Annotated in this window: 24 protein-coding genes and 1 tRNA gene; 17 read left to right on the forward strand and 8 right to left on the reverse strand. The window is 67.7% G+C overall.

Annotated features, from left to right (window positions below; translation table 11 throughout):
• Positions 1-12 precede the first annotated feature (12 nt).
• Positions 13-783: an MBL fold metallo-hydrolase gene (locus AC6HZP_RS24115; protein ID WP_497524882.1), complete on the forward strand. Its 771-nt coding sequence runs from the start codon at positions 13-15 to the stop codon at positions 781-783.
• 6 nt (positions 784-789) lie between these two features.
• Here the strand turns inward: AC6HZP_RS24115 and AC6HZP_RS24120 are convergent, their stop codons facing one another.
• Genes AC6HZP_RS24120 through tsaD form a run of 3 tightly spaced genes read right to left on the reverse strand, consistent with a single transcriptional unit; the run spans position 790 to position 3,292 of the window.
• Complete coding sequence (locus AC6HZP_RS24120) at positions 790-1,758, reverse strand: NAD(P)H-dependent glycerol-3-phosphate dehydrogenase (protein WP_497524883.1); 969 nt, start codon at positions 1,756-1,758, stop codon at positions 790-792.
• Positions 1,755-2,204: an NUDIX hydrolase gene (locus AC6HZP_RS24125; RefSeq protein WP_497524884.1), complete on the reverse strand. Its 450-nt coding sequence runs from the start codon at positions 2,202-2,204 to the stop codon at positions 1,755-1,757. The genes AC6HZP_RS24120 and AC6HZP_RS24125 overlap by 4 nt, the downstream gene beginning before the upstream one ends.
• A complete protein-coding gene (gene tsaD / locus AC6HZP_RS24130) occupies positions 2,201-3,292 on the reverse strand; it encodes a tRNA (adenosine(37)-N6)-threonylcarbamoyltransferase complex transferase subunit TsaD (RefSeq protein WP_497524885.1) in 1,092 nt (363 codons plus the stop codon). The genes AC6HZP_RS24125 and tsaD overlap by 4 nt, the downstream gene beginning before the upstream one ends.
• 125 nt (positions 3,293-3,417) lie before the next feature.
• Between tsaD and hemC the strand changes: the two genes are divergently transcribed.
• The 6 genes from hemC to AC6HZP_RS24160 all read left to right on the forward strand — a co-directional run bounded on the left by hemC (position 3,418) and on the right by AC6HZP_RS24160 (position 10,125).
• Complete coding sequence (hemC, locus tag AC6HZP_RS24135) at positions 3,418-4,356, forward strand: hydroxymethylbilane synthase (protein WP_497524886.1); 939 nt, start codon at positions 3,418-3,420, stop codon at positions 4,354-4,356.
• A 6-nt stretch (positions 4,357-4,362) separates the two neighbouring features.
• The gene (locus AC6HZP_RS24140) at positions 4,363-5,109 is read left to right on the forward strand and encodes a uroporphyrinogen-III synthase (protein WP_497524887.1); all 747 of its coding nucleotides are present in this window, start codon (positions 4,363-4,365) and stop codon (positions 5,107-5,109) included.
• 47 nt (positions 5,110-5,156) lie between these two features.
• Positions 5,157-6,335 carry a COG4223 family protein gene (locus tag AC6HZP_RS24145; protein ID WP_497524888.1) on the forward strand — a complete coding sequence of 393 codons (1,179 nt, stop codon included), beginning with the start codon at positions 5,157-5,159 and terminating at the stop codon, positions 6,333-6,335.
• 10 nt (positions 6,336-6,345) lie between these two features.
• Positions 6,346-7,929, forward strand: coding sequence for a heme biosynthesis protein HemY (locus tag AC6HZP_RS24150; RefSeq protein WP_497524889.1), 1,584 nt, complete (start codon positions 6,346-6,348; stop codon positions 7,927-7,929).
• A 109-nt stretch (positions 7,930-8,038) separates the two neighbouring features.
• Positions 8,039-8,114, forward strand: a tRNA-Thr gene (locus AC6HZP_RS24155).
• A gap of 436 nt (positions 8,115-8,550) precedes the next feature.
• Positions 8,551-10,125, forward strand: coding sequence for a GGDEF domain-containing protein (locus AC6HZP_RS24160; RefSeq protein ID WP_497524890.1), 1,575 nt, complete (start codon positions 8,551-8,553; stop codon positions 10,123-10,125).
• Between the two features lie 126 nt (positions 10,126-10,251).
• Here AC6HZP_RS24160 and AC6HZP_RS24165 read toward each other — a convergent pair whose 3' ends face one another.
• Positions 10,252-10,998, reverse strand: a complete 747-nt coding sequence (locus AC6HZP_RS24165; protein WP_497524891.1) for an SDR family NAD(P)-dependent oxidoreductase — start codon at positions 10,996-10,998, stop codon at positions 10,252-10,254.
• 54 nt (positions 10,999-11,052) lie between these two features.
• Positions 11,053-11,487: a MarR family winged helix-turn-helix transcriptional regulator gene (locus AC6HZP_RS24170; protein ID WP_497524892.1), complete on the reverse strand. Its 435-nt coding sequence runs from the start codon at positions 11,485-11,487 to the stop codon at positions 11,053-11,055.
• 225 nt (positions 11,488-11,712) lie between these two features.
• Here AC6HZP_RS24170 and AC6HZP_RS24175 point away from each other — a divergent pair, with 225 nt between their 5' ends.
• Positions 11,713-11,973 (forward strand): BrnA antitoxin family protein, encoded by a 261-nt coding sequence (locus tag AC6HZP_RS24175; RefSeq protein ID WP_497526850.1) that lies wholly within the window; start codon positions 11,713-11,715, stop codon positions 11,971-11,973.
• Positions 11,974-12,001: 28 nt separating this feature from the next.
• Here AC6HZP_RS24175 and AC6HZP_RS24180 read toward each other — a convergent pair whose 3' ends face one another.
• Positions 12,002-13,780 carry a sulfatase-like hydrolase/transferase gene (locus tag AC6HZP_RS24180; protein WP_497524893.1) on the reverse strand — a complete coding sequence of 593 codons (1,779 nt, stop codon included), beginning with the start codon at positions 13,778-13,780 and terminating at the stop codon, positions 12,002-12,004.
• Positions 13,781-14,246: 466 nt separating this feature from the next.
• Between AC6HZP_RS24180 and AC6HZP_RS24185 the strand changes: the two genes are divergently transcribed.
• From AC6HZP_RS24185 to AC6HZP_RS24205, 5 genes are all read left to right on the forward strand, one after another.
• Positions 14,247-14,501, forward strand: coding sequence for a DUF1344 domain-containing protein (locus AC6HZP_RS24185; protein ID WP_201401456.1), 255 nt, complete (start codon positions 14,247-14,249; stop codon positions 14,499-14,501).
• A 212-nt stretch (positions 14,502-14,713) separates the two neighbouring features.
• Complete coding sequence (locus AC6HZP_RS24190) at positions 14,714-14,965, forward strand: hypothetical protein (protein ID WP_497524894.1); 252 nt, start codon at positions 14,714-14,716, stop codon at positions 14,963-14,965.
• A 160-nt stretch (positions 14,966-15,125) separates the two neighbouring features.
• Positions 15,126-15,332 (forward strand): hypothetical protein, encoded by a 207-nt coding sequence (locus AC6HZP_RS24195; RefSeq protein WP_497524895.1) that lies wholly within the window; start codon positions 15,126-15,128, stop codon positions 15,330-15,332.
• A gap of 406 nt (positions 15,333-15,738) precedes the next feature.
• Positions 15,739-16,128, forward strand: coding sequence for a fluoride efflux transporter FluC (locus tag AC6HZP_RS24200; RefSeq protein WP_201401459.1), 390 nt, complete (start codon positions 15,739-15,741; stop codon positions 16,126-16,128).
• Positions 16,129-16,138: 10 nt separating this feature from the next.
• Positions 16,139-16,558, forward strand: coding sequence for a CrcB family protein (locus AC6HZP_RS24205; RefSeq protein WP_497524896.1), 420 nt, complete (start codon positions 16,139-16,141; stop codon positions 16,556-16,558).
• A 28-nt stretch (positions 16,559-16,586) separates the two neighbouring features.
• Here the strand turns inward: AC6HZP_RS24205 and AC6HZP_RS24210 are convergent, their stop codons facing one another.
• The gene (locus tag AC6HZP_RS24210) at positions 16,587-16,790 is read right to left on the reverse strand and encodes a DUF2934 domain-containing protein (RefSeq protein ID WP_201401461.1); all 204 of its coding nucleotides are present in this window, start codon (positions 16,788-16,790) and stop codon (positions 16,587-16,589) included.
• A gap of 213 nt (positions 16,791-17,003) precedes the next feature.
• On the opposite strand from AC6HZP_RS24210, the gene AC6HZP_RS24215 reads away from it, so the two are divergent.
• From AC6HZP_RS24215 to AC6HZP_RS24230, 4 genes are all read left to right on the forward strand, one after another.
• On the forward strand, positions 17,004-17,570 hold the full coding sequence (locus AC6HZP_RS24215) for a tyrosine-protein phosphatase (RefSeq protein ID WP_497524897.1): 567 nt from the start codon (positions 17,004-17,006) through the stop codon (positions 17,568-17,570).
• Positions 17,560-17,934 carry a porin gene (locus AC6HZP_RS24220; protein ID WP_497524898.1) on the forward strand — a complete coding sequence of 125 codons (375 nt, stop codon included), beginning with the start codon at positions 17,560-17,562 and terminating at the stop codon, positions 17,932-17,934. Before AC6HZP_RS24215 ends, AC6HZP_RS24220 begins: the two co-directional genes overlap by 11 nt.
• 75 nt (positions 17,935-18,009) lie before the next feature.
• Positions 18,010-19,038 carry a YihY/virulence factor BrkB family protein gene (locus tag AC6HZP_RS24225; RefSeq protein ID WP_497524899.1) on the forward strand — a complete coding sequence of 343 codons (1,029 nt, stop codon included), beginning with the start codon at positions 18,010-18,012 and terminating at the stop codon, positions 19,036-19,038.
• Positions 19,039-19,201: 163 nt separating this feature from the next.
• A complete protein-coding gene (locus tag AC6HZP_RS24230; RefSeq protein ID WP_201401465.1) occupies positions 19,202-20,299 on the forward strand; it encodes an AI-2E family transporter in 1,098 nt (365 codons plus the stop codon).
• A gap of 87 nt (positions 20,300-20,386) precedes the next feature.
• Here AC6HZP_RS24230 and AC6HZP_RS24235 read toward each other — a convergent pair whose 3' ends face one another.
• On the reverse strand, positions 20,387-20,782 hold the full coding sequence (locus AC6HZP_RS24235; protein ID WP_201401466.1) for a hypothetical protein: 396 nt from the start codon (positions 20,780-20,782) through the stop codon (positions 20,387-20,389).
• Between the last annotated feature and the right edge of the window lie 52 nt (positions 20,783-20,834).

Here is a 20,834-nt window from a genome sequence, read left to right on the forward strand (position 1 = left end):
ATGGAGGCATGGATGAGCACGCCCGAAACCACGCTGACGCTCGTTGGCGGTCCGACCCTGCTGATCGAGACCGGCGGCCTTCGCCTGCTGACCGATCCGACCTTCGACGCGCCCGGCCACTACGCCGGCGCCGTGCATCTCGAAAAGACCAAGGGCCCGGCACTCTCGGCCGAGGCGATCGGCGCGGTCGATGCCGTGCTGCTCAGCCACGACCAGCACTTCGACAATCTCGACCATGCCGGCCGCGCCTTTCTCGGCACCGCCGGCACCACCTTCATCACGAAGGTCGGCGCGGCGCGGCTCGGCGGCAACGCCCAGGGGCTGGAGCCCTTCGAGACGACGACGCTTCAGACCGGGGCCGGTCGCCTGTTCGTCACGGCGGCGCCGGCGCGGCACGGGCCGGCCGGGTTCGAGCCGATCTCGGGCGACGTCATCGGCTTCCTGCTCGGCCGCGACCAGCCCGGCGACGCGATCTACGTCACCGGCGACACGGTCTGGTACGAGGGCGTCGCCGAGGTCGCGCGGCGTTTCGCGCCCAAACTGATCGTCGCCTTCGCCGGCTCGGCCGAGCCGCGCGGCAAGTTCCACGTGACGATGGACAGCAACGACGTGATCGAGACGGCGCATGCCTTTCCGGCGGCGAAGATCGTCGCCGTGCACACGGATGGCTGGGCGCATTTCAAGGAAAACGCCGCCGATCTCGCCCAGGCCTTCCAGGCGCTCGGCATCGCCGATCGTCTCCTCAGCCTAGAACCCGGCAAGCCGCTCCGCCTCGCGCTCTGAGGCGCGTCAGTCGGCCTCGCGCTTCAGCGGGCGCAGCATCAGCGCCTCGGCGGCGGCGTCGATCGACAGCGCGCCGTCGAGGATAGCGGCGACCGCCTCGGTGATCGGCATCGGCACGCCGAGGCGGCGGGCGAGATCGCGCGCCACCGGGGCCGTCACCGCGCCTTCGGCCAAGGCCGGCGGCAGTGCGGCGCCGCTGCCGAGCGCATGGCCATAGGCGAAGTTGCGCGATTGCGTCGACGAGCAGGTGAGCACGAGGTCGCCGAGGCCGGAAAGCCCCATCAGCGTTTCCGGCAGCGCGCCCATCGCCTCGCCGAGACGGCGGAGCTCGGCGAAGCCGCGCGCGACGACGGCGGCGCTGGCGCTGGCGCCGAGTTCGCGGCCGGCGACGATGCCGGCGGCGATCGCCAGCACGTTCTTGAAGGCGCCGCCGATCTCGACGCCGAGCATGTCGGTCTCGGCATAGGGGCGGAAACTGACCGAGCCGAGCGCCTGGCAGAGCGCCATCGCAAGCCGCAGATCGGTCGCGGCGATGGTGACGGCGGTCGGCAGGCCGCGCGCCACATCGACGGCGAAGCTCGGACCGGAGAGGACGGCGGGAGCGGCCGGCGGCAACGCCTCGGCCAATACCTCGGTCATCCGCTTGGCGCTGCCGCGCTCCAGCCCCTTGGCGCAGAGCACGACCGGCGTGTCCTCGCGGATGGCCTCGAGATGGCCGGCAACCTCGCGCACCGTCTGCGCCGGCGTCGCCAGCAGGATGGCGTCGGCGGAAAGCACCGCCTCGATCCGCTCGGTGACGGAGAAGGCCTCGGGCAGATGCACGCCGGGCAGATGGGCGGCATTTTCCCGCGCCGCGGCGATCGCGGCGGCGTTGCGGCCCCAGAGCGTGACCTTGCGGCCGGCCCTATGCGCGGCGAGCGCCAGCGCGGTGCCCCAGGCGCCGGCGCCGACGACGGCGATGTGGTCGATCGTCATGACGCGGTCTCCAGCACGGGCAGGGAATCAAGCATCGCATCCAGTTCGCCGAACAGCGCCTCGCCAATCGGCAGATCGAGCCAATAAAGCGCGAAGCGGATCGGCGGGCCGCCGGCGTCCGGATGCATTTCCATCTGTTCCCAGGTCTCGGCGAACTCGCCCTCGAGCGGCAAATGGAAGAACCAGCGCCGATGCTGCCGCTCCGGGCCACCCGGCGGGACATAGCGATACTCCCGCTCGCCCAACAGCGTCATGACATCAGGCGCCGTCAGCCCGGTCTCTTCCATAAATTCGCGCCGGGCCGCCTCGACCGGCGTCTCGCCCGCTTCCATCGTGCCGCCGGGCACCTGGATGCCGTATTCGGGGAAATCCGGCTCGCGGAAGACGAGCAGCTTTCCGCGCCAGGTCGCGTAGAGCACGACCTTGTTCTTGCGGATGACGCTCACGCCTTCGCTCCCTTGTGGCCGGAGCCGAGCATCGGCGCTGCCAGCTGGTCGAGCGGCCAGCGCGGGCGGGCCGGCGCGGCGAGATCGTCGACGAGGCCGAGCGCCAGCCTCTCGGCGCCGGCCCAGGCGATCATCGCGCCATTGTCGGTGCAGAGCGCCAGCGGCGGCGCGATCAGCCGGAAGCCGCGCGCCACCATTTCGGCGTCGAGCCCGGCGCGCAGCGCCTTGTTGGCGGCAACGCCGCCGGCGACGACCAGAACCGGATCGGCGATTTCAGGGAACTCTTCCCGGAACCGGTCGAGCGCGTGGCCGATGCGATCGCGCACTACCAGCGTCACCGTGCGCTGGAAGGCGGCGCAGAGATCGTCGACATCCGCGTCCGACAGCGGCGCGATCGCCTGCGCCTCGGTCCGGAGCGCCGTCTTCAGGCCGGAGAAGGAGAAATCGGCGCCGGGGCGGCCGAACATCGGCCGCGGCAGCGCGAAGCGGTCGGGATTGCCGCGCGCGGCGGCGCGCTCGACCGCCGGGCCGCCCGGATAGGGCAGACCGAGCAGCTTCGCCGTCTTGTCGAAGGCTTCGCCGAGCGCGTCGTCGATGGTGGTGCCCCAGCGCTCGTACTGGCCGACGCCGCGCACCAGCAGGATCTGGGTGTGGCCGCCGGAGACGAGGAGCAGCAGATAGGGAAAGGCGATGCCGTCGGTGAGCCGCGCCGTCAGCGCATGGCCTTCGAGATGGTTGACGGCGACGAGCGGCTTGCCGGCGGCGAGCGCGAGGGCCTTCGCCGTCGTCAGCCCGACGATGACACCGCCGATCAGGCCGGGACCGGCCGTCGCGGCGACGGCGTCGAGATCGGCGAAGGAGACCCCGGCCTCCTCCATCGCGCCCTCGACGATCCGATCGAGCGCCTCGACATGCGCGCGGGCGGCAATCTCCGGCACCACGCCGCCAAAGGCCGCGTGATCCTCGATCTGCGACAGCACGACATTGGAGAGGATCGTGCCGCGCCCCTCGGCGTCGCGCGAGACGACGGAGGCCGCCGTTTCATCGCAGCTCGTTTCAATGCCGAGAACCAGAACGGAAGAACTCACCACCGGGGCCTTTCGCCGCGCGTTTCGCGGCTTGCTTGCGGATGGGCGCGTCGTGACTAGACTGGCGCCGAATTCAGCCCTGACGGGCATGGACCCGACAGGCCCTAACATCCGGACCCGATCCCGTGCAATCCACCGCTTCGATCCCCCTCCTCCGCATCGGCACGCGCGGCAGCCCGCTGGCGCTCGCCCAAGCGCAGGAGACGCGCGCCCGTCTCGCCATCGCCCATGGCGTCGACGAGGCCACGATGGAGATCGTCGCCATCAAGACCTCGGGTGACCGGATCCAGGATCGCTCGCTGTCGGAAGCCGGCGGCAAGGGCCTGTTCACCAAGGAGCTCGAGGAAGCGCTTTTTCGCGGCGAGATCGACATCGCCGTGCATTCGTCGAAGGACGTGCCGACCTTTCTGCCCGACGGACTGACGCTGATCGCCTTCCTGCCGCGCGAGGACGTCCGCGACGTCTTCCTGTCGCCGGTCGCGGGGTCGATCCGTGACCTGCCACAAGGCGCACTGCTCGGCACCTCGTCGCTGCGCCGTCGCGCCATGGCGCTTCGCCTCCGGCCGGATCTCGTCGTCGTCGAGTTTCGCGGCAATGTGCAGACCCGCCTCGCCAAGCTCGAAAGCGGAGTCGCGCACGGTACGCTGCTGGCGCTGGCCGGCCTTCGCCGCGTCGGCCTCGCCGACCATGCGACGGCGATCCTCGAGCTCGACGATTTCCTGCCGGCCGTCGGCCAGGGCGCTGTCGCCGTCGAGGGCCGCGCCGATGACGAGCGCGTTCGTTCGCTGCTTGCCAAGATCAACGATCCCGCCACCGAGATCGCGCTCCGCGCCGAGCGCGCCTTCCTGACCCGGCTCGATGGCTCCTGCCGCACGCCGATCGGCGGGCTGGCGACGCTCGAGGGCGACGAACTGCTGTTCCGCGGCATCGTGCTGTCGCCGGACGGCCGCCAGGCCGAGGAAACCCGCATGACCGCGCCGGTCGCCGACGCCGAGACACTCGGCACGGCGGCGGCGGACGAGCTGATCGGTCGCGGCGGCAAGACCTTCTTCGCGAGCCCCTGAGGCGCCATGCGGCTGCTCGTCACCCGGCCCGAGCTTGAGGCGACGCGCACCGCCGAACGCCTGCGCGTTCTCGGCCACGAGCCGGTGATCGCGCCGATGCTTCAGACCGTCTTCCTCGACCCGCCGCTGCCGGCGATCGATCCGGCCGCGATCCTGCTGACCAGCCTGAACGGCCTGCGCGCGCTGATGCGCTGGCCGGTGCCCATCGGCTGGTTCGCGCTTCCCGTGCTCGCCGTCGGCGACCGCACGGCGGAAGCGGCGCGCGAGGCGGGGTTCGCCGATGTCCGCTCCGCCGATGGCGACGGCGTCGCGCTGGCCGAGCTGACCATGGCAACGCTGGCGCCCACGGCCGGAACGCTGCTCTATCCGGCGGCCGTCGACCGCGCCGGCAACTGGACGGAGACGCTGACGGAAGCCGGCTACGAACTGGCGCTTGTGGAAGCCTACCGCATGGATCCGGCGGCGAGCCTGCCCGATTCGGTCGCCACATCGCTCCGGGAGGGCCGAATCGACGGCATCCTCCTCTATTCGCCGCGAACGGCGACGGCGCTTGTCCGTTGCCTCGCCGCGCTCGACCCGCCGGCCCGCCTCGACGGACTGACGGTCTATGCGCTGTCGGAGAACGTCGCGGCTGCCCTTCGCGCCGGAAACCTGCGCTTCGGCGCGATCCGCATCGCGGAAAAGCCCACCGACGACGCCCTGCTGGCGCTGCTGCCGGGAAGCGTGGGAACATCCCCTTCAGGCGTCCGTTAACGCAATCGTCTATACTGGTCGCGAACGACCGACGAGATCGAGGTGACATGGCCGAAGACAACACCTTCCATCCGGCAGAAGCAACGTCCGGACAGCGCCGCAAGCGCCCGCCGGTGACGATCGATCTCGAGGCCGAATCGCGCACGCCGCGTCCGGATGCCCTCGCTGCCGAGGCCAGCCCTGAGGCGACAAAGCCCGCTTACGAACCGGAGGCCGGCGTGACCGGAACCGAGACCGCCGACGCGACCCCGCCTTCCAATCCCGCGCTCGCGCGCTTCCTCGTGCCGGCAATCGCCGCGCTCGGCGGCGGCGTCATCGGCGGCCTGCTGGTCGCCCTCCTTTCCAGCTCGACGGGCGGCGACCCGGTCGCCACCGCCAGCCTCGATTCGCGCTTCGCCGCCGTCTCGGCGCGACTGGACCGGATCGAGGCCGTCGACCGCGCGCCCGCCAAGCCCGGCGTCGATCCCGCCCGCCTCGCCGATCTCGAAAAGGAAGTCGCGGCGCTGAAGCAGGCGGCGAGCCAACCGGCCGCGGCCCCCGCCGTCTCTGCGCCGGCGGCTGCCGTCGATCTCTCCCCGCTCGAAAGCCGGCTCGCGGCGCTCGAATCGCGCCCGGCGCCCGCCGAGGCCGCGCCCGTCGATCTGACGCCGCTGCAATCGCGCCTCGACGCGCTGACGACGCGGCTCGACACGGTCGAGCAGCACCCGCCGGCCGATCCCAAGACGGAAGCCGCCGCCCGCGTCATCGCCGTCACGGCGCTGCGCCAGGCGGCGAGCGGCTCCGGCCCCTTCACCGACGAACTCTCCGCCGTCGCGGCGCTTGGCGACAAGAATGCCTCGCTCGACGCGCTGGCGCCGATCGCCGGCGCAGGCACGCCGTCGAAGGCGGAGCTCGCCGCCGCTTTCCCGGCGGTGGCGGAGCAGATCCGCGTCGCCGCCGCCAAGGTCGATCCCGGCGCCAGCCTGATCGACCGGCTCGCCGCCTCGGCCGGCTCGCTCGTCTCGGTCAAGCCGACCGGCCCGATGGCGGGCAACTCGGCGACGGCGATCGTCTCGCGCATGGAAGCCGCCGTGAAAGCAGGCAATCTGGCCGAAACCTTGCGCGAGGGCGAGGCGCTCGACGCGATCGCCCGCGCGCCTCTCTCGGACTGGGCCGACAAGGCCTCCCGCCGCATCACCATCGACACCGCCCTCGCCGGCCTTCCCGCCGCCAGCCCTTCGAACTGACGGAGCGACGATGATCCGCATTCTCGTCTATGTCGCCCTGGTCTTCGCCGCCGCGGCCGGATTCGCCTGGCTTGCCGACCGGCCCGGCGAGATCGCGCTGACCTGGCAGGGCTACGACTACACGACCAGCCTGATGGTCGCCGCCGTCGCGATGGCCGTGCTGTTCATCGTGCTCGCCTTCGTGCTGTGGCTGATCCTCGCCGCCGTGCGCGCGCCGCGCCTGTTCGGCGGCTGGCTCTCGGGCCGCAAGCGCGATCGCGGCTACCGGGCGCTGTCGCGCGGCATGATCGCGATCGGCGCCGGCGACCTGAAGCGCGCCAAGCGCTTCTCGGGCGAGGCGCAGAAGATCCTGCGGGGCGAGCCGCTGACGCTGCTGCTCGCGGCGCAGACGGCGCAGCTCTCCGGCGACAGCGCCGGCGCGCGCAGCGCCTTCGAGACCATGCTGGACGAGCCGGAAACCCGCCTGCTCGGCCTGCGCGGGCTCTATGTCGAGGCGCAGCGGAGCGGCGAGCGCGAGGCGGCGCGCCACTATGCCGAGGAAGCCGCCAAGGCGGCGCCGAGCCTCGGCTGGGCCGGCACGGCCCTGTTCGACGACCAGGCGGCGCATGGCGAATGGTCGGCGGCGCTGACGACGCTCGGCGCCAACCTGCACGCCAAGCTGATCGATCGCGCCACCGCGCACCGGCTGCGCGCCGTGCTTTTGACGGCGCGCGGGCTCGAGCTCGAACTCTCCAATCCGGAGGAATCGCGCGCCGCCGCGCAGGAGGCCGCCAAGCTGCGGCCGGATCTCGTGCCGGCGGCAACGCTCGCGGCGCGGCTCTTCACCCGCCATGGCGACGTCAAGCGCGCCGTCCGCGTCCTTGAGACCTCCTGGAAGCAGGCGCCACATCCCGAGCTCGCCGAAGCCTATGGCAATGTGCGCGCCGGCGATTCGGCGCAGGACCGACTGAAGCGGGCCCAGCGCCTCGCCTCGCTGCGCCCCGGCCATGTCGAGAGCCACCTCGCCGTCGCCCGCGCTAGCATCGACGCGCGCGACTGGGAGCTCGCCCGCCGCGAGCTCGCCGCCATCGACGAGAAGGACCGCACCGAGCGCTTCTGCCTGCTAATGGCCGAGATCGAGGAAGGCCCGGACGGCAATCGCGGCCATGTGCGCGAATGGCTGTCGCGCGCCGTCCGCGCCCCGCGCGATCCGCAATGGACCGCCGACGGCTACGTCTTCCCTGCCTGGGCGCCGGTCTCGCCGATCACCGGCCGGCTCGATGCGTTCGAATGGCGCACCCCGACGGCGGCGCTCGCCGACGACCAGCGCCCGGCGATCGACCTGGTCGTCGCCGAGGAGGAGCCGGAGCCGCTCGTGATCGAGGCGATCGAGCCCACAGCGGCCGGTACGGCAGCGACCCGGACGTCCGTTCCGGACGAGGCGCCGCGCCAGCCCGAGCGGGCAACCCCGGTCGCCGTCGAGCCGCGCCCCGTCTTCTCGGCGCCCGCGCGCAATGGCGGCCCGCAAGCCACGGCCGTCGTGCCGCCGATCCCCGACGATCCCGGCATCGACGACATCGAGGCGGAGCCGGTCGATCGGCTGCGTGTGCAATGAGGCGGTGGAGAAGCGCGACTAAGGCTTGAAACGCTCCGGGAATGTGGCTATGAACCCTCTCGATTTCACCGCAGCCCTTCGGCAGCGCCCCGTGAAATCCTCGAAGTAGGCCGCTTTAGCTCAGCTGGTAGAGCACATCATTCGTAATGATGGGGTCAGGTGTTCGAATCACCTAAGCGGCACCACTTCCCTCCCTGAAATCATGGATGTTTTTCGGTTCGCCGCCCCGGGCGCTTGCGCGGTTTGGTGAACGCATGGCGACCCCGCGCGATCTTTTCGCTCGAGCACGTAAGCGCGAGCGACGAGGCGGGCGCAGATTTTCCATCCTCGCGTCGGCCATGACCGCCCCGGCGGCGATCGGCGCGGTAGGGTGTCGTTCATTGCCCCAGAGGCATTCGCTCATCCCTATGATGACCATCACCCCGCCCAGGTCTGCCGAGCGTTGAATCCATCAGCAAGTAGACTCGACGTAGGGGAATGTTGGTATCAATGTGGCGCAAGAGGCAGTAACGCTTCCAGCCGGCTTGCCTGATTCCGGGAAGCCGCCACGAAGAACTGGGGGACTGGCTGGATGCCAGACGAAACTATTCTGAACGACCGTCTTTCAAGTGAGACGGCGGCGTGAGCCACGTTTCGTTGCTGCAAGAGTCCCGCCGGCAGACACTGCCGGTCGTTCGTCAAGTGACGCTCGCCCTGGTCGTGGCCTGGGTGGCTCTGGTAGCCGGCCTGGGTTGGTGGCTGTCGCAGAGGGCGCTGACCGCGGAATTGGGCAATTTGGCGGCCAGCGCCGAATACGAGGCCACGACCACGGCGCGCGTCGTGGACCGGCTGTTCACCCAGATGGTCAGCGTCGCCAACATGGTGGCGCGGCAAGGACAGGTCATTCAGCTTGCGAGCCGCTACCACACCGATCCGCCCGGCGCCGCCGCGCTCACGCGGGAACAGCGCGCGTCGCAGTTCACGAGCGACCCGCTGGTGCGCAAGGTCGGTGATTACATGGACGCGCTGTCGAGCGACCTGGGCTACGCGCGTATCTATATGAACAATGCCTCGTATGACACCGTGACCGCCAGCAACTGGGCCGAGCCCGACAGTATCGTCGGAATGATCTACGACGGCCGGAGCTACCTGACCGACGCGCTGCGCACCGGCAACGGCCACTTGTTCGGTATTGCCCGCCTGAACAGGACGGCTGCCTATTTCGTCAGTAGTCGGATAGAAGATGCGAACGACGTGGCGCTGGGCGCCGTCACGGTGAAGTTCGACGCGCCGGACATGGCGCTCTATCTGGCAGGGCGGCATATAGCGTTAATCGTGGACGGTCAGGGGCGCGTGACCACCACGTCGTCCGAATCCTTCATGCTCCGCAACGTGGCGGCGCTTCTGCCGCCTGGGACGGTGCAGCCGCCTTCCGGCGACGAAGATCCCGGCAAGCCCATGGATGTGAGCGCCGTGCCCGGGTCCGGCCAATCCGACCAGTGGCTCATCGAAGGCAGGCCCTATCTGCTGCGGCTTCAGCCCTTGCAAGGAACGCAATACCGGCTACTCACGCTGGCCTCGCTCGACCACCTGCCGGCGATGCGCCGCCAGCATGCCTTGATCGCCGGGCTGGTGGCGGCATTCGGCCTGGTCCTCATTTTCCTCTCCAGTCGCGTTGCAGGGCAGGTTGTGTTGCGTCACCAGGATGAACGGTATGCGGCCAATTATGATGTATTGACCGGCCTTCCGAACCGACGCGCGATCCTGGCCGATCTGGATCGGTTGTTTGCGCTCGCGAAGCGGAACAAGGCTTGGGTTTTGGTCGCGTTCATCGACCTCGATGAGTTCAAGACGATCAACGACACCCATGGCCACGAGGTCGGCGACGAATTTCTGGTTGAGGTCGGCCGGCGGATGTCAGCCGGTCTGCGCGCGGGCGACCTGCTGGGCCGGTTCGGCGGCGACGAATTCGTGGTGATCGGGTTGGCGGCCCCGTCCGGGCCAGAAGGCCCGGACCGGATCGCCGAAGCGATGCGCAACCGGCTGATGCCGCTATTGAGGGGCACCTATACGTTCGCCGAGTGCCGTTTCGACTATTCCGGCGGAAGCTTCGGCGCAGTCAGCGTGGACCCTTTCGTCAGCTCGGCGCAAGCGGTGCTCAGGGACGCGGATCGGCTGATGTATGCCGACAAGCTGGCGCGCCGAACAACCGCATAGCCACACGCCGGCCCTCAACTCGGCGAGAATGTCGTGCTCGCTCGCGAACAGCTCAGTGGTACTCGCGATAGATATGGGCAATGTTCTGGCGCACGGTCGCAGCCTCCAGCTCCCACCGGGCGCCCCTCACCATCGCTTCGGGACAAGATCGCCCGATGCCGAGCAGGCGTAGAAGCCTGCCGAAGGGCCGAATGCGTGCATCGTCGCCAGGGCGACCGCCGGGCGGGCCCCCTCCTCGGGCGAATGGCCGGGTCCGTTCCCCGTCATGTCGGTGGAGGTCAGTCCGGGGTCCACCGCATTCACCTTGATCCCCTCGCGGTCCAGTTCCTTGGCGAGCTTTACCGTCAGCATGTTCAGCGCCGTCTTCGAAGCGCAGTATCCGGCAAAGCCGACCGACCAGGTTTCGCTCCGCATGTCCAAGGCATCGCTGAGCGAGCTCAAGCCGCTGCTCATCATGACGATCCGCGCCGCTTCGGACTTGCGCAGCAGCGGCAGGAAAGCCTGCGTCACCCGGAGGACGCCGAACACGTTGGCCTCAAACATCTGCCGGATCTCGTCGATCGATTCCTCGGCGACGGAAGGAGGCGGGCTGAACATGAGGCCGGCGTTGTTGACCAGCACGTCCAGCCTGCCCGCCTCGCGCGCGATGGCCGCGGCGGCCGCGGCCACGCTGGCGTCGTCCGTAACATCCAGCTGTACGACGCGAGCGTCGATGCCGGCATCGCGCAGTTCACGCGCTGCGGCGTCACCACGCTGCAGGTCTCGACATCCCAGCCAGAGCGAGTGGCCGTTGGCGCCGAGCTGGCGCGCAATGGCGAGGCCAATGCCTTTGTTCGCACCGGTGACAAGCGCGATGAGGGGTGTGTTGGCCATGCTGAATTTCCTGATCGTTTCGACAGCATGTCCATACTACGATTTTCGTAATGTTCAACGTTCGTAGTTTGCGATTCTTTCCGTCAGGCGGACAAATTCGGCCCGCTCGGCAGGATCGAGCGATTCCAGCATCGCGCGGCAGGCATCGCGATATCCCGCCATATAGCCTGCGACGGCTTCCTTCCCTTTCGGGGTGATCGTCAGCGCCACGGTCCGTCGATTCGCCTCGTGCCGCTGTCGCTCCATCATCTCCCTGCGGACCAGCCGGTCGGCCGAGGAAGACATCGTCGTCAGCGCGACTTGCAGGTTCCGGGCAACATCCCCCAGGCTGCAATCAGGATGCTCGTTGACGAACAGGAGGGCTTGGACGTCGAGGGCGTTGAGCGCGTTTTCCATCGCCGCCGATGCCTCGGCAACCTTGAAGCGACGGGTGAACCGCTCAAAAGCGAGGCTGAGTTGTCCAATTTGCTCGGGCGTGGGTTCTGACATCCCTCCTTTAAGCAATTCCGCTCGCCAAACGTAAGCCATCACCGGGCGGGCGCCGTCTCCCGCGAAAACCTTTCCCGCCCGGGGCGAAGGGCAGCGCGGTGTTCGGGCGCGGTTCGCGGCGATGCCTTGAATCCTCCTCCAGATTGCGCATTGATGCCTCGCCCATTGGCGACGCTGTCGCGCCCGCGCCTTGCCAGCGGCGGAATGAAACCGAGGAACCAAACCATGTCGTCAGACAGGCCCCGCCGTCCCCAGGACCCCTTCGCGGCCGCGGAGGCGATGTTCGCCAAGAAAAAGCGGGCCCCGGACATCAAGTCGAACGCGCTCCCGAACGCCAAGGAGCTTGTCTCGCTCCGGATTGATCGCGACGTGCTGGAGCATTTCCAGGCCGAAGGTCCGGGCTGGCAGGATCGAATGAACGAGGCATTGCGCGCCGCGGCGATCGCCGACGGCTTGGAAGCGCCATCCACCGACGCCGAGACCTGACCGAAGGCGGGTTGGCGCTCTCGGTGCCTCAGTGGTACTCGCGATAGATATGGGCAATGTTCTGGCGCACGGTCGCGACCTGCATCGCCGCTTCCAGCAGTTCCTTGCGCCCGAGCGAGGCGGCCTCGGGATCGACCGGACCGCCGCTTTCATACTGCAGGAAATCGTACCGATCGCAGATCAGGCGCTCCCGACCCCGGGCCAGCGCCACGGCTGCGCCGTGCCAAGGCCGCCATTCATTCGCGCTGGTGGCGATGGCAATGCGCGCGGCCGGGATCGGTTCGAACAGGCTGCGTCCCGTATAAGCGAGACCGTCCGACAGCGTCGCGCCCAGGAGATGCGCGAGCGTCGGTGCGATATCGACATTGGCGATCAGGCGATCGACATTTCCATGCAACGCCTCGGTCATCGGCGCCGGCAGGTCGCGCGGCGGCTTCAGCAGGAACAGAGGCCGCAAGACCCAGTCGCTGAAATTCTCCTGGCGGGGAATGGTCGCGCGCGGCAGCTCCTGAGAGCCTGGAAGTTCGCCATGATCGCCAACCGACACGATCAGCGCGTCGTCATATCGCCCCGCCCGCTTGAGCGCTTCGAACAGGCGATGATGCGCCCGCTCGGTGATCGCCAGCGCTCGGGAGCGCCTGTCCTTCAGGCCGGCGTCGAGGGGAAACTCGCTGTCGGCCTGGAACGGCACATGCAGCGCGTTCAGGAAGACGACCGCGAAGACGGGACCATCTTCCCGCTCGATCATCTGCTCGAAGCGGCGCACCGTGAAGGCATCATCGATGCCGAGGTCGTTGATGATCGGCTTCCCGCTCAATTCGGCCGAGTAGAGCTCGTCGAGGCGGGCGGCCGAGAAGAAGCGGTCGAGGTTCAGCCATTTCAGGACCGACGACATCAGCAGAGCCGTGCGATAGCCCCGAGATTTAGCCAGATCGAACACGAAGGGCAGCCGATGCAACGTCTCGATGCTCTCATGCGCCCCTGCGCCGGTCAGGATCGAGGGAAAGCTGATCTCGGTGCAACAGGAGTTCGTCACGACATTGCCGGGCGCAACCCATTCGTCCGGGCGGCCGCTGAGGGCCCGAATCCGCTCGGCAAGGGACGTGTCCCCCTCGCTGGACGGGAGGTAATGGCCCGCCGATTCGTTGAGGATCAGAAGGATCGTCTGCGGAAGGGCCGGCGCAGACCGCTCGAGCCTGTAGCCGTTCGAGCGGTCGGCGGCATACAGCGCGTCAGGGGATCGCGCCCCGCCTGATATCTTCGGCTCGTGCAGCAGGAAGGCCAACGCCTCCTGCGGCAGATCCGGCCTCGCCCGCAGCTTTTCGAGCAGGGTCCAGACGAGCAGAGCCGTGAAAAAGAGCGAAGAGGCCGCCCAAAAGGAAGCGCCGGCGGACCCGGCCAGCCCGGACACAAGCGCCCAGGTCGCCACGAACAGAACGGTCGTCGCCAGCACGAAGCCGGCCGGGAGAAAGGCGCGAAGATAGGTGGAGGCGAGGACGGGGACCGAGAAGCCGGCGCTTGCAAACGGGATCTGGCGCCAGACCGTCAGCGGCGCCGCGCCCAGATACCGCCGGCAACAGAGATCAATCGAGACGGCGACGGCGAGCGAAGCGGCACCGAGCGTGACCAGAAGACCCTGTGCCAGCATCGACGGAAGATTGGCCGTGACGCCGAGCCACATGCAGAACAGGCTCGCGACGACCAGCGGCCAGCCGAGCTTTTCAGCGCGCAGGCGAACCCGGCGGTGATACGAACGCAGATAGCGTCGACGGAGACGATACAGGACGGAGGCCAGAGCCAGGACCACGGCTATCGTACTGAACGCGTTACCCATTTCGAAGAAGGTCTCATGGCCGGGTACTCGCGCCCGCGAACGCCCGCAACAGCGTCAGGCTAGTACAACGATGCGCCGACCTAAGCCAACCTGAAAGCAGTACTCCACAGCTTCGCAACCGATGCTATCGCCAGCGGCCGCATTCGTCCGATCGGATGCGAAAAGCGCGGCCAGCCCGGCTAGGCGGCGAACGAAAAGCGCGCGAGTTCGGCCCGTCGCGCAACCTTTCCGCGCCGGCGGATTCCACGGCTAACTTACGGAAATAGCTGGCAATAATCCGTTACAAATTTAACCTGCCAGACATACGATATCGATTGCCGGCAAAGCGTCCTGCTGCAAAATCAGCGCATCGGCGGCGGCTGAAAAGCGAACCAAACCCCGTGGTTCCACCGCTCCGAACTTTGTGTCGATCCCCCCGTATCGACCAGGAGAGAACCCCATGCGCACCCTCATCCTTGCCGCGGTTTCCGTCACCTTCCTCGCCTCCGGCTCGGCCGCCTTCGCGGTCGAGCAGACCGAAGGCAACGTCACCAGCGTCAACGCCACCACCGGCACGCTGACCCTGCAGGGCGGCGCGACCTATCATTTCGCCAATGGCAGGCAGCTTCTCGGCATCGTCCCCGGCGAGCTCGTCGGCGTGGCGCATCAGGGCAATGAAGGCATCGGCGCGTACAATCCCGACCCCGCCGAATGAACCCATCCGATCGGTCATCCGTCAGACCGACCTGTCGACGCCCGTCCCTGCGGGCGTCGTTTTTTTTGAACGGCACCAGCACACGGAACCACATGCGCGGCTCGCCCGTTGTACAACCGGCGGCTCGTCTTGCCCGATCGCCTCGCCCCCGAAACTGAACGGCAGTTCACGCGCTGAGCCAAGCTCGAAGCGCAAATTGAGGCATCCCGAACATGGCCACGACGAGCTCCACTGCGCGGGTGAGCTTCAAACATCCCTTCCAGCTGCCGGGAATGGATCGCCCCTACCCTGCCGGCAGCTATGAGGTTGAGACGGACCTGGAGACCCTGGATACCGTTTCGACGGTCATCCATCACCGCGTCGCGACCCGGATTTTATTGACCAGACCGGGCATCACGGAAGCGCTGACGATCGACCCCAAGGACCTTGAGGCCGCTCTGCTTCAGGACGTGTCCGCCGCGTAATCTGGCGCAAGGCAGTCCGTCGAGCGGGGCACGATTTGCGACAGGGTGGCGCAGGCCATCAACTTAAGTTGGGGAGACATCGCGGCGCCTTGTCCTCATATTCCGCTACGGAAGCAGCGGGCAGAGCCGTTGCAGAACGAAACAAAGTCAGGCGTCCCCCATGTTGATGATGACTGAACTTCTGATCTGCGAGGTGATGATGGCCGTCGAAAACGATGAGCCGGTGAACATCGATGTGGCCGCGCAGCGATGTCGGAGCCATCTGCCCCAGCACCCCGAATCCGATCAAAGATTGAGAGACAGGCTTCGCTATCTGGCGGTCGAATACGGCGCCGACGTCGTGACCATGAGGGCCAGGGCGAACTAATTATCTGCCCTTGCTCTCCAGACCATGCGCTACCTTCGACCGTCGTCCTGGGCGCAGCCCTACTTGGTGATGCGGCGTGGCCGTCCCGGTCTGCGCCGTCAAACAGGGTCGGATAACGGCGAGCCGGATATTCGCAGCGCCCCACCAAAGCCCAATGCGCAAGTCGCAAACCGGACGCTGCCCCCACAGGCGCGGATCCGCCTTTCCCTGCATGACATTTTGAGCTTCGCTTCCTGGCGCCCCGGTGCCGGGTTTCGAGCCTTGCCTGCGCCTCCGTCAACTTCATAGTGTGTTTTGATGGGGCGCCGCGATTCGGTTGTCGACGGTCGATGGCTGTCGATAGGCCGGGCTGTTCGGCGCGACCTCCGGACTGCAAGCCGCGTTTCGTCAGGCGAGAAGAAGAACGATGACCCCTATGGACGTGATGTGGGTGGGACTGGGCGGCGGCGCGGGGTCGCTGCTGCGCTGGTTCATCGGCAAGGTCGTCGGCGAGCGCTATCACGGCAGCTTTCCGCTCGGCACCTTCCTGATCAACATCAGCGGCGCCTTCGTGATCGGCTATCTGTCGATCCTGTTTTCGGTCGATTGGCGCGACCGCTTCGGCAACGGCCTGAACGCCGGAATCCTGACCGGAATCCTCGGCGGCTACACGACCTTCAGCAGCATGCAGCTGGACGCGGCCAAGCTGAGCGGGGCGGGGCGCAGGTTCTATGCCTATGCCTATCTGCTGGGATCCGTCGCGGCTGGCCTGATCGCCGCGGCCGGCGGCGCCGGGCTGGCAAGGCTGCAGGGTTGAGGGGCGCGCCATGATCAACGCAATCGTCCTGGTCTTCGTCGGCGGCGCCCTCGGCGCCATGGTCCGTGAATTCCTGATGCTGGGGGTTCCCGATCTATCCGACGGGTTCCCGACCTCGATCCTCGCGGCCAACGTCGTCGCGGCGTTTCTGCTCGGCCTGGTGACCGGCCTTCACAATCGCAAGTCCGTATCGGACGACGTCAATACGCTGGTTGCCACCGGCATCATGGGCGGATTGTCGACCTTCTCCAGCTTCGTCTATGGCTCCTATGTGCTGATGTCCGAGACGGTTTCGGGCGCGGTCGTCGCCGTTCTCTATCTCGTGGTCAGCTTAGTCGCGGGCTACGCGGCCGTGGAGGCCGGGCTGAAGCTCGGCGGACCGCGCGGCGCGAAGGAAGTCCCCCAGCCGGGACGCGCCGGAGGACAGTAGCCGCCGGCGGCGCGGTCGGAGGACGGCTTCAGAGCTCCGAGGCGATCTTCTCCGGCGGCATATTCTCGCCGGCGATTTCGCTCTGGCTCTTGGGCGGCTGCGGCTGCCGCGACTTCAGGTTTTCGATCGCCTGCTGCCAGTGGCTGGCGGCGCGGCCTTCGGGGCTTCCCTCGGCGAGCCAAAGCCGATGGGCCTCGTCGGCGATTTCCTGTTCGGTGAAGGGATGGGACATGGCGAACTCCGGCTCCTCGGCGCGCCGGACGAGGCGCGCGCTCCCGGAATCAATACCCGAACCCGCCCAAGGTTTCGTGCGAATCCCGCTCGAAAGACGTGACTCCCGAGGCGGATGGCCGCTCCCCCGGCGTAGCTCTGGCCGTTCGACGCGGCTTCGGATAGTTTGCATCCGAGCCGATCTCGGCTCTTAAGACGACGACTGGACCGACCCGTGAACCGCAAGCGCATTCTCACCTTCGGCAGCTCGCTTCTCGTCCTGCCGCTCGCTCTCCTTCTCTACATCTGCATGCTGCTCGTGACGGGCAATTTTCACACGGTCATCGCCGGGACGCTCTATCGCTCCGGCCAGCCCACGCCGCATCGCATCGACGAATATGCCCGCAGCTACGGCATCCGCACGATCATCAACCTGCGCGGCGCCAATGTCGGCGCCAGCTGGTATGACCAGGAGGTCGCCGAAGCCAAGCGGCTGGGCATCGCGCATGTCGATTTCCGCATGTCATCCCGCGCCGAGCTGCCGCAAAGCGACGCCGAGACGCTGGTGCAGATCTTCGAGACGGCCGAGAAGCCGGTGCTGATCCACTGCGCCGATGGCAGCGACCGGACCAGCTTGGCCGCGGCGCTCTATGTGGCGGCCGTCGCCAAGCTCGGCGAGAAGGCGGCCGAGGACCAGATCTCGCTGCGCTACGGCCATTTCGCCATTCCCTACGGACCGACCTGGCCGATTGACCGGACCTTCGAGGATCTGGAACCCTGGCTCGGTTATCATGATTCCTGAGCCCTCGATTCCCGACTTCCCGTCCGCTCCAGCCCTGGCCGGCCGACGTCGTTTCGCCCAACCCGCACTCTGGGCGGCGCTGACGCTTTTCGGCGCCGGCGCGGCGGAAGCGGAGGGATTTCGGCTCGACGCGCCGCCGGTCGACCCTCCGTCCAGGCGCGAGCGGAGCGCGGCGCCGGAGCCCAAGGAGGCAGAGGATTCCAGCTACGCCCGGATCTGCGAAGCCTTCGGCGAAGGATTTACCTATTCGCCGGCAACAGGCGTCTGCATCAAGATCGGCGGCTATGTTAAGTTCGGCACCTCTTTCGGCCGCGGCAGCGGGGCGGGAACGCGACCGGGGACGCAGGCGTTCGAACTCCGGTAAGCGCGATGCCTCCGGCCGGTTGCTGATCCGCGAGCCACGCCGCTCCCCCGACAAACCGACGAACAGGCAGGGCTGATGACGTCCGCGAAACTTCCTCCCGAGCTGCTGAACGGGGATCTGTCGCCCCGCGCGATGGAAAAGGCGATCGACGAGGCGGAGCCGGGCCGGGGAAGGCTTGCCAACACCCCCGCCGACATCCCGGCGCGCGGATGGAAGGACATTCTCTGGCGCGTCTTCGAAAGCTCGCTGGAGGACCGTGTCCTGACGCTCGCCGGCGGCATGGCGTTCTTCTGCCTGCTGGCGCTGTTCCCGGGCCTGAGCGCGATGGTCACGCTCTATGGGCTGATCGCCGACAATACCACCATCAACAGCCATCTCTCCGGCCTCGCCTTCGTGCTGCCCGCCGGAGCGTTCGAGCTGATCGCCGACCAGGTCAATCTGGCCGTCCGGGCTTCGAGCGGCACGCTGAGCTTCAGCTTCGCCCTCTCCTTCCTGTTCGCGATCTGGAGCGCCAATGCCGGCATCAAGGCGACGATCGACGGCCTCAACGTCGCCTATGGCGAACGCGAGCGGCGCAGCGTCATCGCGCTCAACGTCGAAAGCCTGATCTTCACCTTCCTGGCGATCGCCGCCGGCATCGGCGCCATCGTCTTCATCATCGCCGTGCCGATCGCCTTCCGCGTGCTCGAGGTCGGCCGGTCGTCGGAGACCTGGATCACGCTTTTGCGCTGGCCGGTGCTCGGCTTCTTCGTCTGGGCAGCGCTGGCCATCCTCTATCGCTTCGGCCCCTGCCGCGAGCAGCCGAAATGGCGTTGGGTGACATGGGGCAGCACCGTCGCCGCCACGCTCTGGATCATCACCTCGATCAGCTTCTCCTGGTATGTCTCGAGCTTCGGCAGCTACGACCGCACCTATGGCGCGCTCGGCGCCATCATCGGCTTCATGACCTGGATCTGGCTGTCGGCGACGGTGATCCTGATCGGCGCCGAGCTCAATGCCGAGATGGAGCACCAGACGGCGCGCGATTCGACCACGGGCCGGGCCAAGCCGCTCGGCAAGCGCGGCGCGGCGGTGGCCGATTCGATCGGCAAGGCCCAGGACTGAAGTCCCTGAATGCCTGAAGCCCAAGGCCGCTGAAGTCCCGAGGCAACGAAACGGCGGCGACCGCGTTTTCCGGTTCGAAAGCCGCGTGGCCGGGCCCCCGTCGCGCGCGATTGGTTGTTTTTGCCAGTATCCCGAGATGATACGGATGAAAGCGAACCCGCCGATGGCCGAGCCGCTTCGGATCGAGATCCCGACCACCGACACCGAGCCGCTGGAGCCGCCGGAACTCGCCGGCGAGGCCGGGCCGCTGCCGGCGGACCCGAAGCTGGTCATCCAGGCCTGCCTCCTGACCATCACCATCCTGGCCGTCTGCTCCTTCGCCGCCGACATCATCCTGCCGATCGTGCTGGCGATCGTGCTGAAGCTGCTGTTCCAGCCCGGCATGCGGCTGCTCGATCGGCTGCATGTGCCGCGCGTGATCGCGGCGCTGCTGCTGATCCTGGCGGTCTTCGGCGTCATCGTCGGCGTCGGCGCCGCGCTTTCGGGCCCGGCGACGGCCTGGGCGGAGAAGCTGCCGGAAGGCGTGCAGCGGCTGGAGGAGCGGCTCAAATTCCTGAGCCAGCCGATCGGCGCGCTGCAGAAATTCCTGCATCAGTTCGACGGCGCCACGGCCGGCGGCGCCGGGCCGACGCTCTCCGAGACGCTGATGAAGGGCACCCAGCATTTCGCCAGCGGCTTCTTCGAGACGATCCTGGTGCTGTTCTTCCTGCTGGTCTCCGGCGACACCTTCCTGCGCCGGATGGTGGAGATCCTGCCGAGCTTCAGCGACAAGCGCCGCGTCGTCGAGCTGTCGCAGCAGATCGAGGAGAACGTATCGGCCTATCTGGTGACGATCACGCTGATGAACATCGCCGTCGGCGTCGCCACCGGCTTGGCCATGTGGGCCTGCGGTCTCGGCGATCCCATACTCTGGGGCACGCTGGCCTTCCTGCTAAACTACGTGCCGATCATGGGGCCGGTCGCCGGCGTCGGCCTGTTCCTCCTGGCGGGATTGCTGACCATCGACCCGCTCTGGCAGGCGCTGCTGCCGGCCGGGCTCTACCTGCTCATCCACGTGCTCGAGGGCGAGGCGATCACGCCGATGCTCTTGGCGCGGCGCTTCACGCTCAATCCGGTGCTGGTGATCGTCTCGCTGATCTTCTGGTTCTGGATGTGGGGCGTGCCGGGGGCCGTGCTGGCGGTGCCGATGCTCGCCATGGCGAAGATCATCTGCGACGGCGTCCGGCCGCTCAACGCCGTCGGCCACTTCCTCGAAGGATAGCGGCCAGAAAAGCGGCCAAGAAAAAGGCCCGGCGTCCACGCGGACGGCCGGGCCTTCCTTAAAGCAAGAATGCCTGGTGTCAGCGGCTCAGCACTGGGCGTTGATGGTGCCCGCGATGGCGACGCCGCTGGCGAGGCCCGGCGCCTGCAGGATCATGCGCACCGAGGCGCCCTCGACCAGCGTGGCATAGCCGGACGGCATGCCGACCTCGCCCTTGGTGCCGTTGCTGCGGGTGTATTCGAGCACGACGGAGGCCTTGGGCGGAACGCCGCCGACCGAGACGCGCCAGACGCGGTCGACGCCGCCGTCAACGATCGTCTTGGTGCCGGCGCCCTTCAGGTCCCAGCGCGTCTGCTTGCAGGACGGGTCGGCCGCCTTGGCGGGCGCGGCCGCCGCCTTCGTCTTGGCGAAGCTCTCACCGGCGGACAAGGCGCCGACGGCGGAGATGACGGCGAGAGCCAGCGGAATTGCGAAGCGGTTCATTCTGAATCCTCGGCGAAACGATCGCCATAGCTATCAAGACGAGGCGACAGGC

The sequence above is a fragment of the Kaistia sp. SLG-1 genome (genome assembly GCF_059699055.1).

Excerpts from the sequence above, each read along its gene's own strand:
- AC6HZP_RS24190 (WP_497524894.1), top strand. The coding sequence starts at position 14,714 with ATGGCCACGACGAGCTCCACTGCGCGGGTGAGCTTCAAACATCCCTTC.
- AC6HZP_RS24175 (WP_497526850.1), top strand. The coding sequence starts at position 11,713 with ATGTCGTCAGACAGGCCCCGCCGTCCCCAGGACCCCTTCGCGGCCGCG.
- AC6HZP_RS24145 (WP_497524888.1), top strand. The coding sequence starts at position 5,157 with ATGGCCGAAGACAACACCTTCCATCCGGCAGAAGCAACGTCCGGACAG.
- AC6HZP_RS24165 (WP_497524891.1), bottom strand. The coding sequence starts at position 10,998 with ATGGCCAACACACCCCTCATCGCGCTTGTCACCGGTGCGAACAAAGGC.
- AC6HZP_RS24200 (WP_201401459.1), top strand. The coding sequence starts at position 15,739 with ATGACCCCTATGGACGTGATGTGGGTGGGACTGGGCGGCGGCGCGGGG.
- AC6HZP_RS24220 (WP_497524898.1), top strand. The coding sequence starts at position 17,560 with ATGATTCCTGAGCCCTCGATTCCCGACTTCCCGTCCGCTCCAGCCCTG.
- AC6HZP_RS24115 (WP_497524882.1), top strand. The coding sequence starts at position 13 with ATGAGCACGCCCGAAACCACGCTGACGCTCGTTGGCGGTCCGACCCTG.
- AC6HZP_RS24225 (WP_497524899.1), top strand. The coding sequence starts at position 18,010 with ATGACGTCCGCGAAACTTCCTCCCGAGCTGCTGAACGGGGATCTGTCG.
- AC6HZP_RS24210 (WP_201401461.1), bottom strand. The coding sequence starts at position 16,790 with ATGTCCCATCCCTTCACCGAACAGGAAATCGCCGACGAGGCCCATCGG.
- AC6HZP_RS24235 (WP_201401466.1), bottom strand. The coding sequence starts at position 20,782 with ATGAACCGCTTCGCAATTCCGCTGGCTCTCGCCGTCATCTCCGCCGTC.
- AC6HZP_RS24230 (WP_201401465.1), top strand. The coding sequence starts at position 19,202 with ATGGCCGAGCCGCTTCGGATCGAGATCCCGACCACCGACACCGAGCCG.
- AC6HZP_RS24205 (WP_497524896.1), top strand. The coding sequence starts at position 16,139 with ATGATCAACGCAATCGTCCTGGTCTTCGTCGGCGGCGCCCTCGGCGCC.
- AC6HZP_RS24185 (WP_201401456.1), top strand. The coding sequence starts at position 14,247 with ATGCGCACCCTCATCCTTGCCGCGGTTTCCGTCACCTTCCTCGCCTCC.
- AC6HZP_RS24195 (WP_497524895.1), top strand. The coding sequence starts at position 15,126 with ATGTTGATGATGACTGAACTTCTGATCTGCGAGGTGATGATGGCCGTC.
- AC6HZP_RS24140 (WP_497524887.1), top strand. The coding sequence starts at position 4,363 with ATGCGGCTGCTCGTCACCCGGCCCGAGCTTGAGGCGACGCGCACCGCC.
- AC6HZP_RS24170 (WP_497524892.1), bottom strand. The coding sequence starts at position 11,487 with ATGTCAGAACCCACGCCCGAGCAAATTGGACAACTCAGCCTCGCTTTT.
- AC6HZP_RS24150 (WP_497524889.1), top strand. The coding sequence starts at position 6,346 with ATGATCCGCATTCTCGTCTATGTCGCCCTGGTCTTCGCCGCCGCGGCC.
- AC6HZP_RS24120 (WP_497524883.1), bottom strand. The coding sequence starts at position 1,758 with ATGACGATCGACCACATCGCCGTCGTCGGCGCCGGCGCCTGGGGCACC.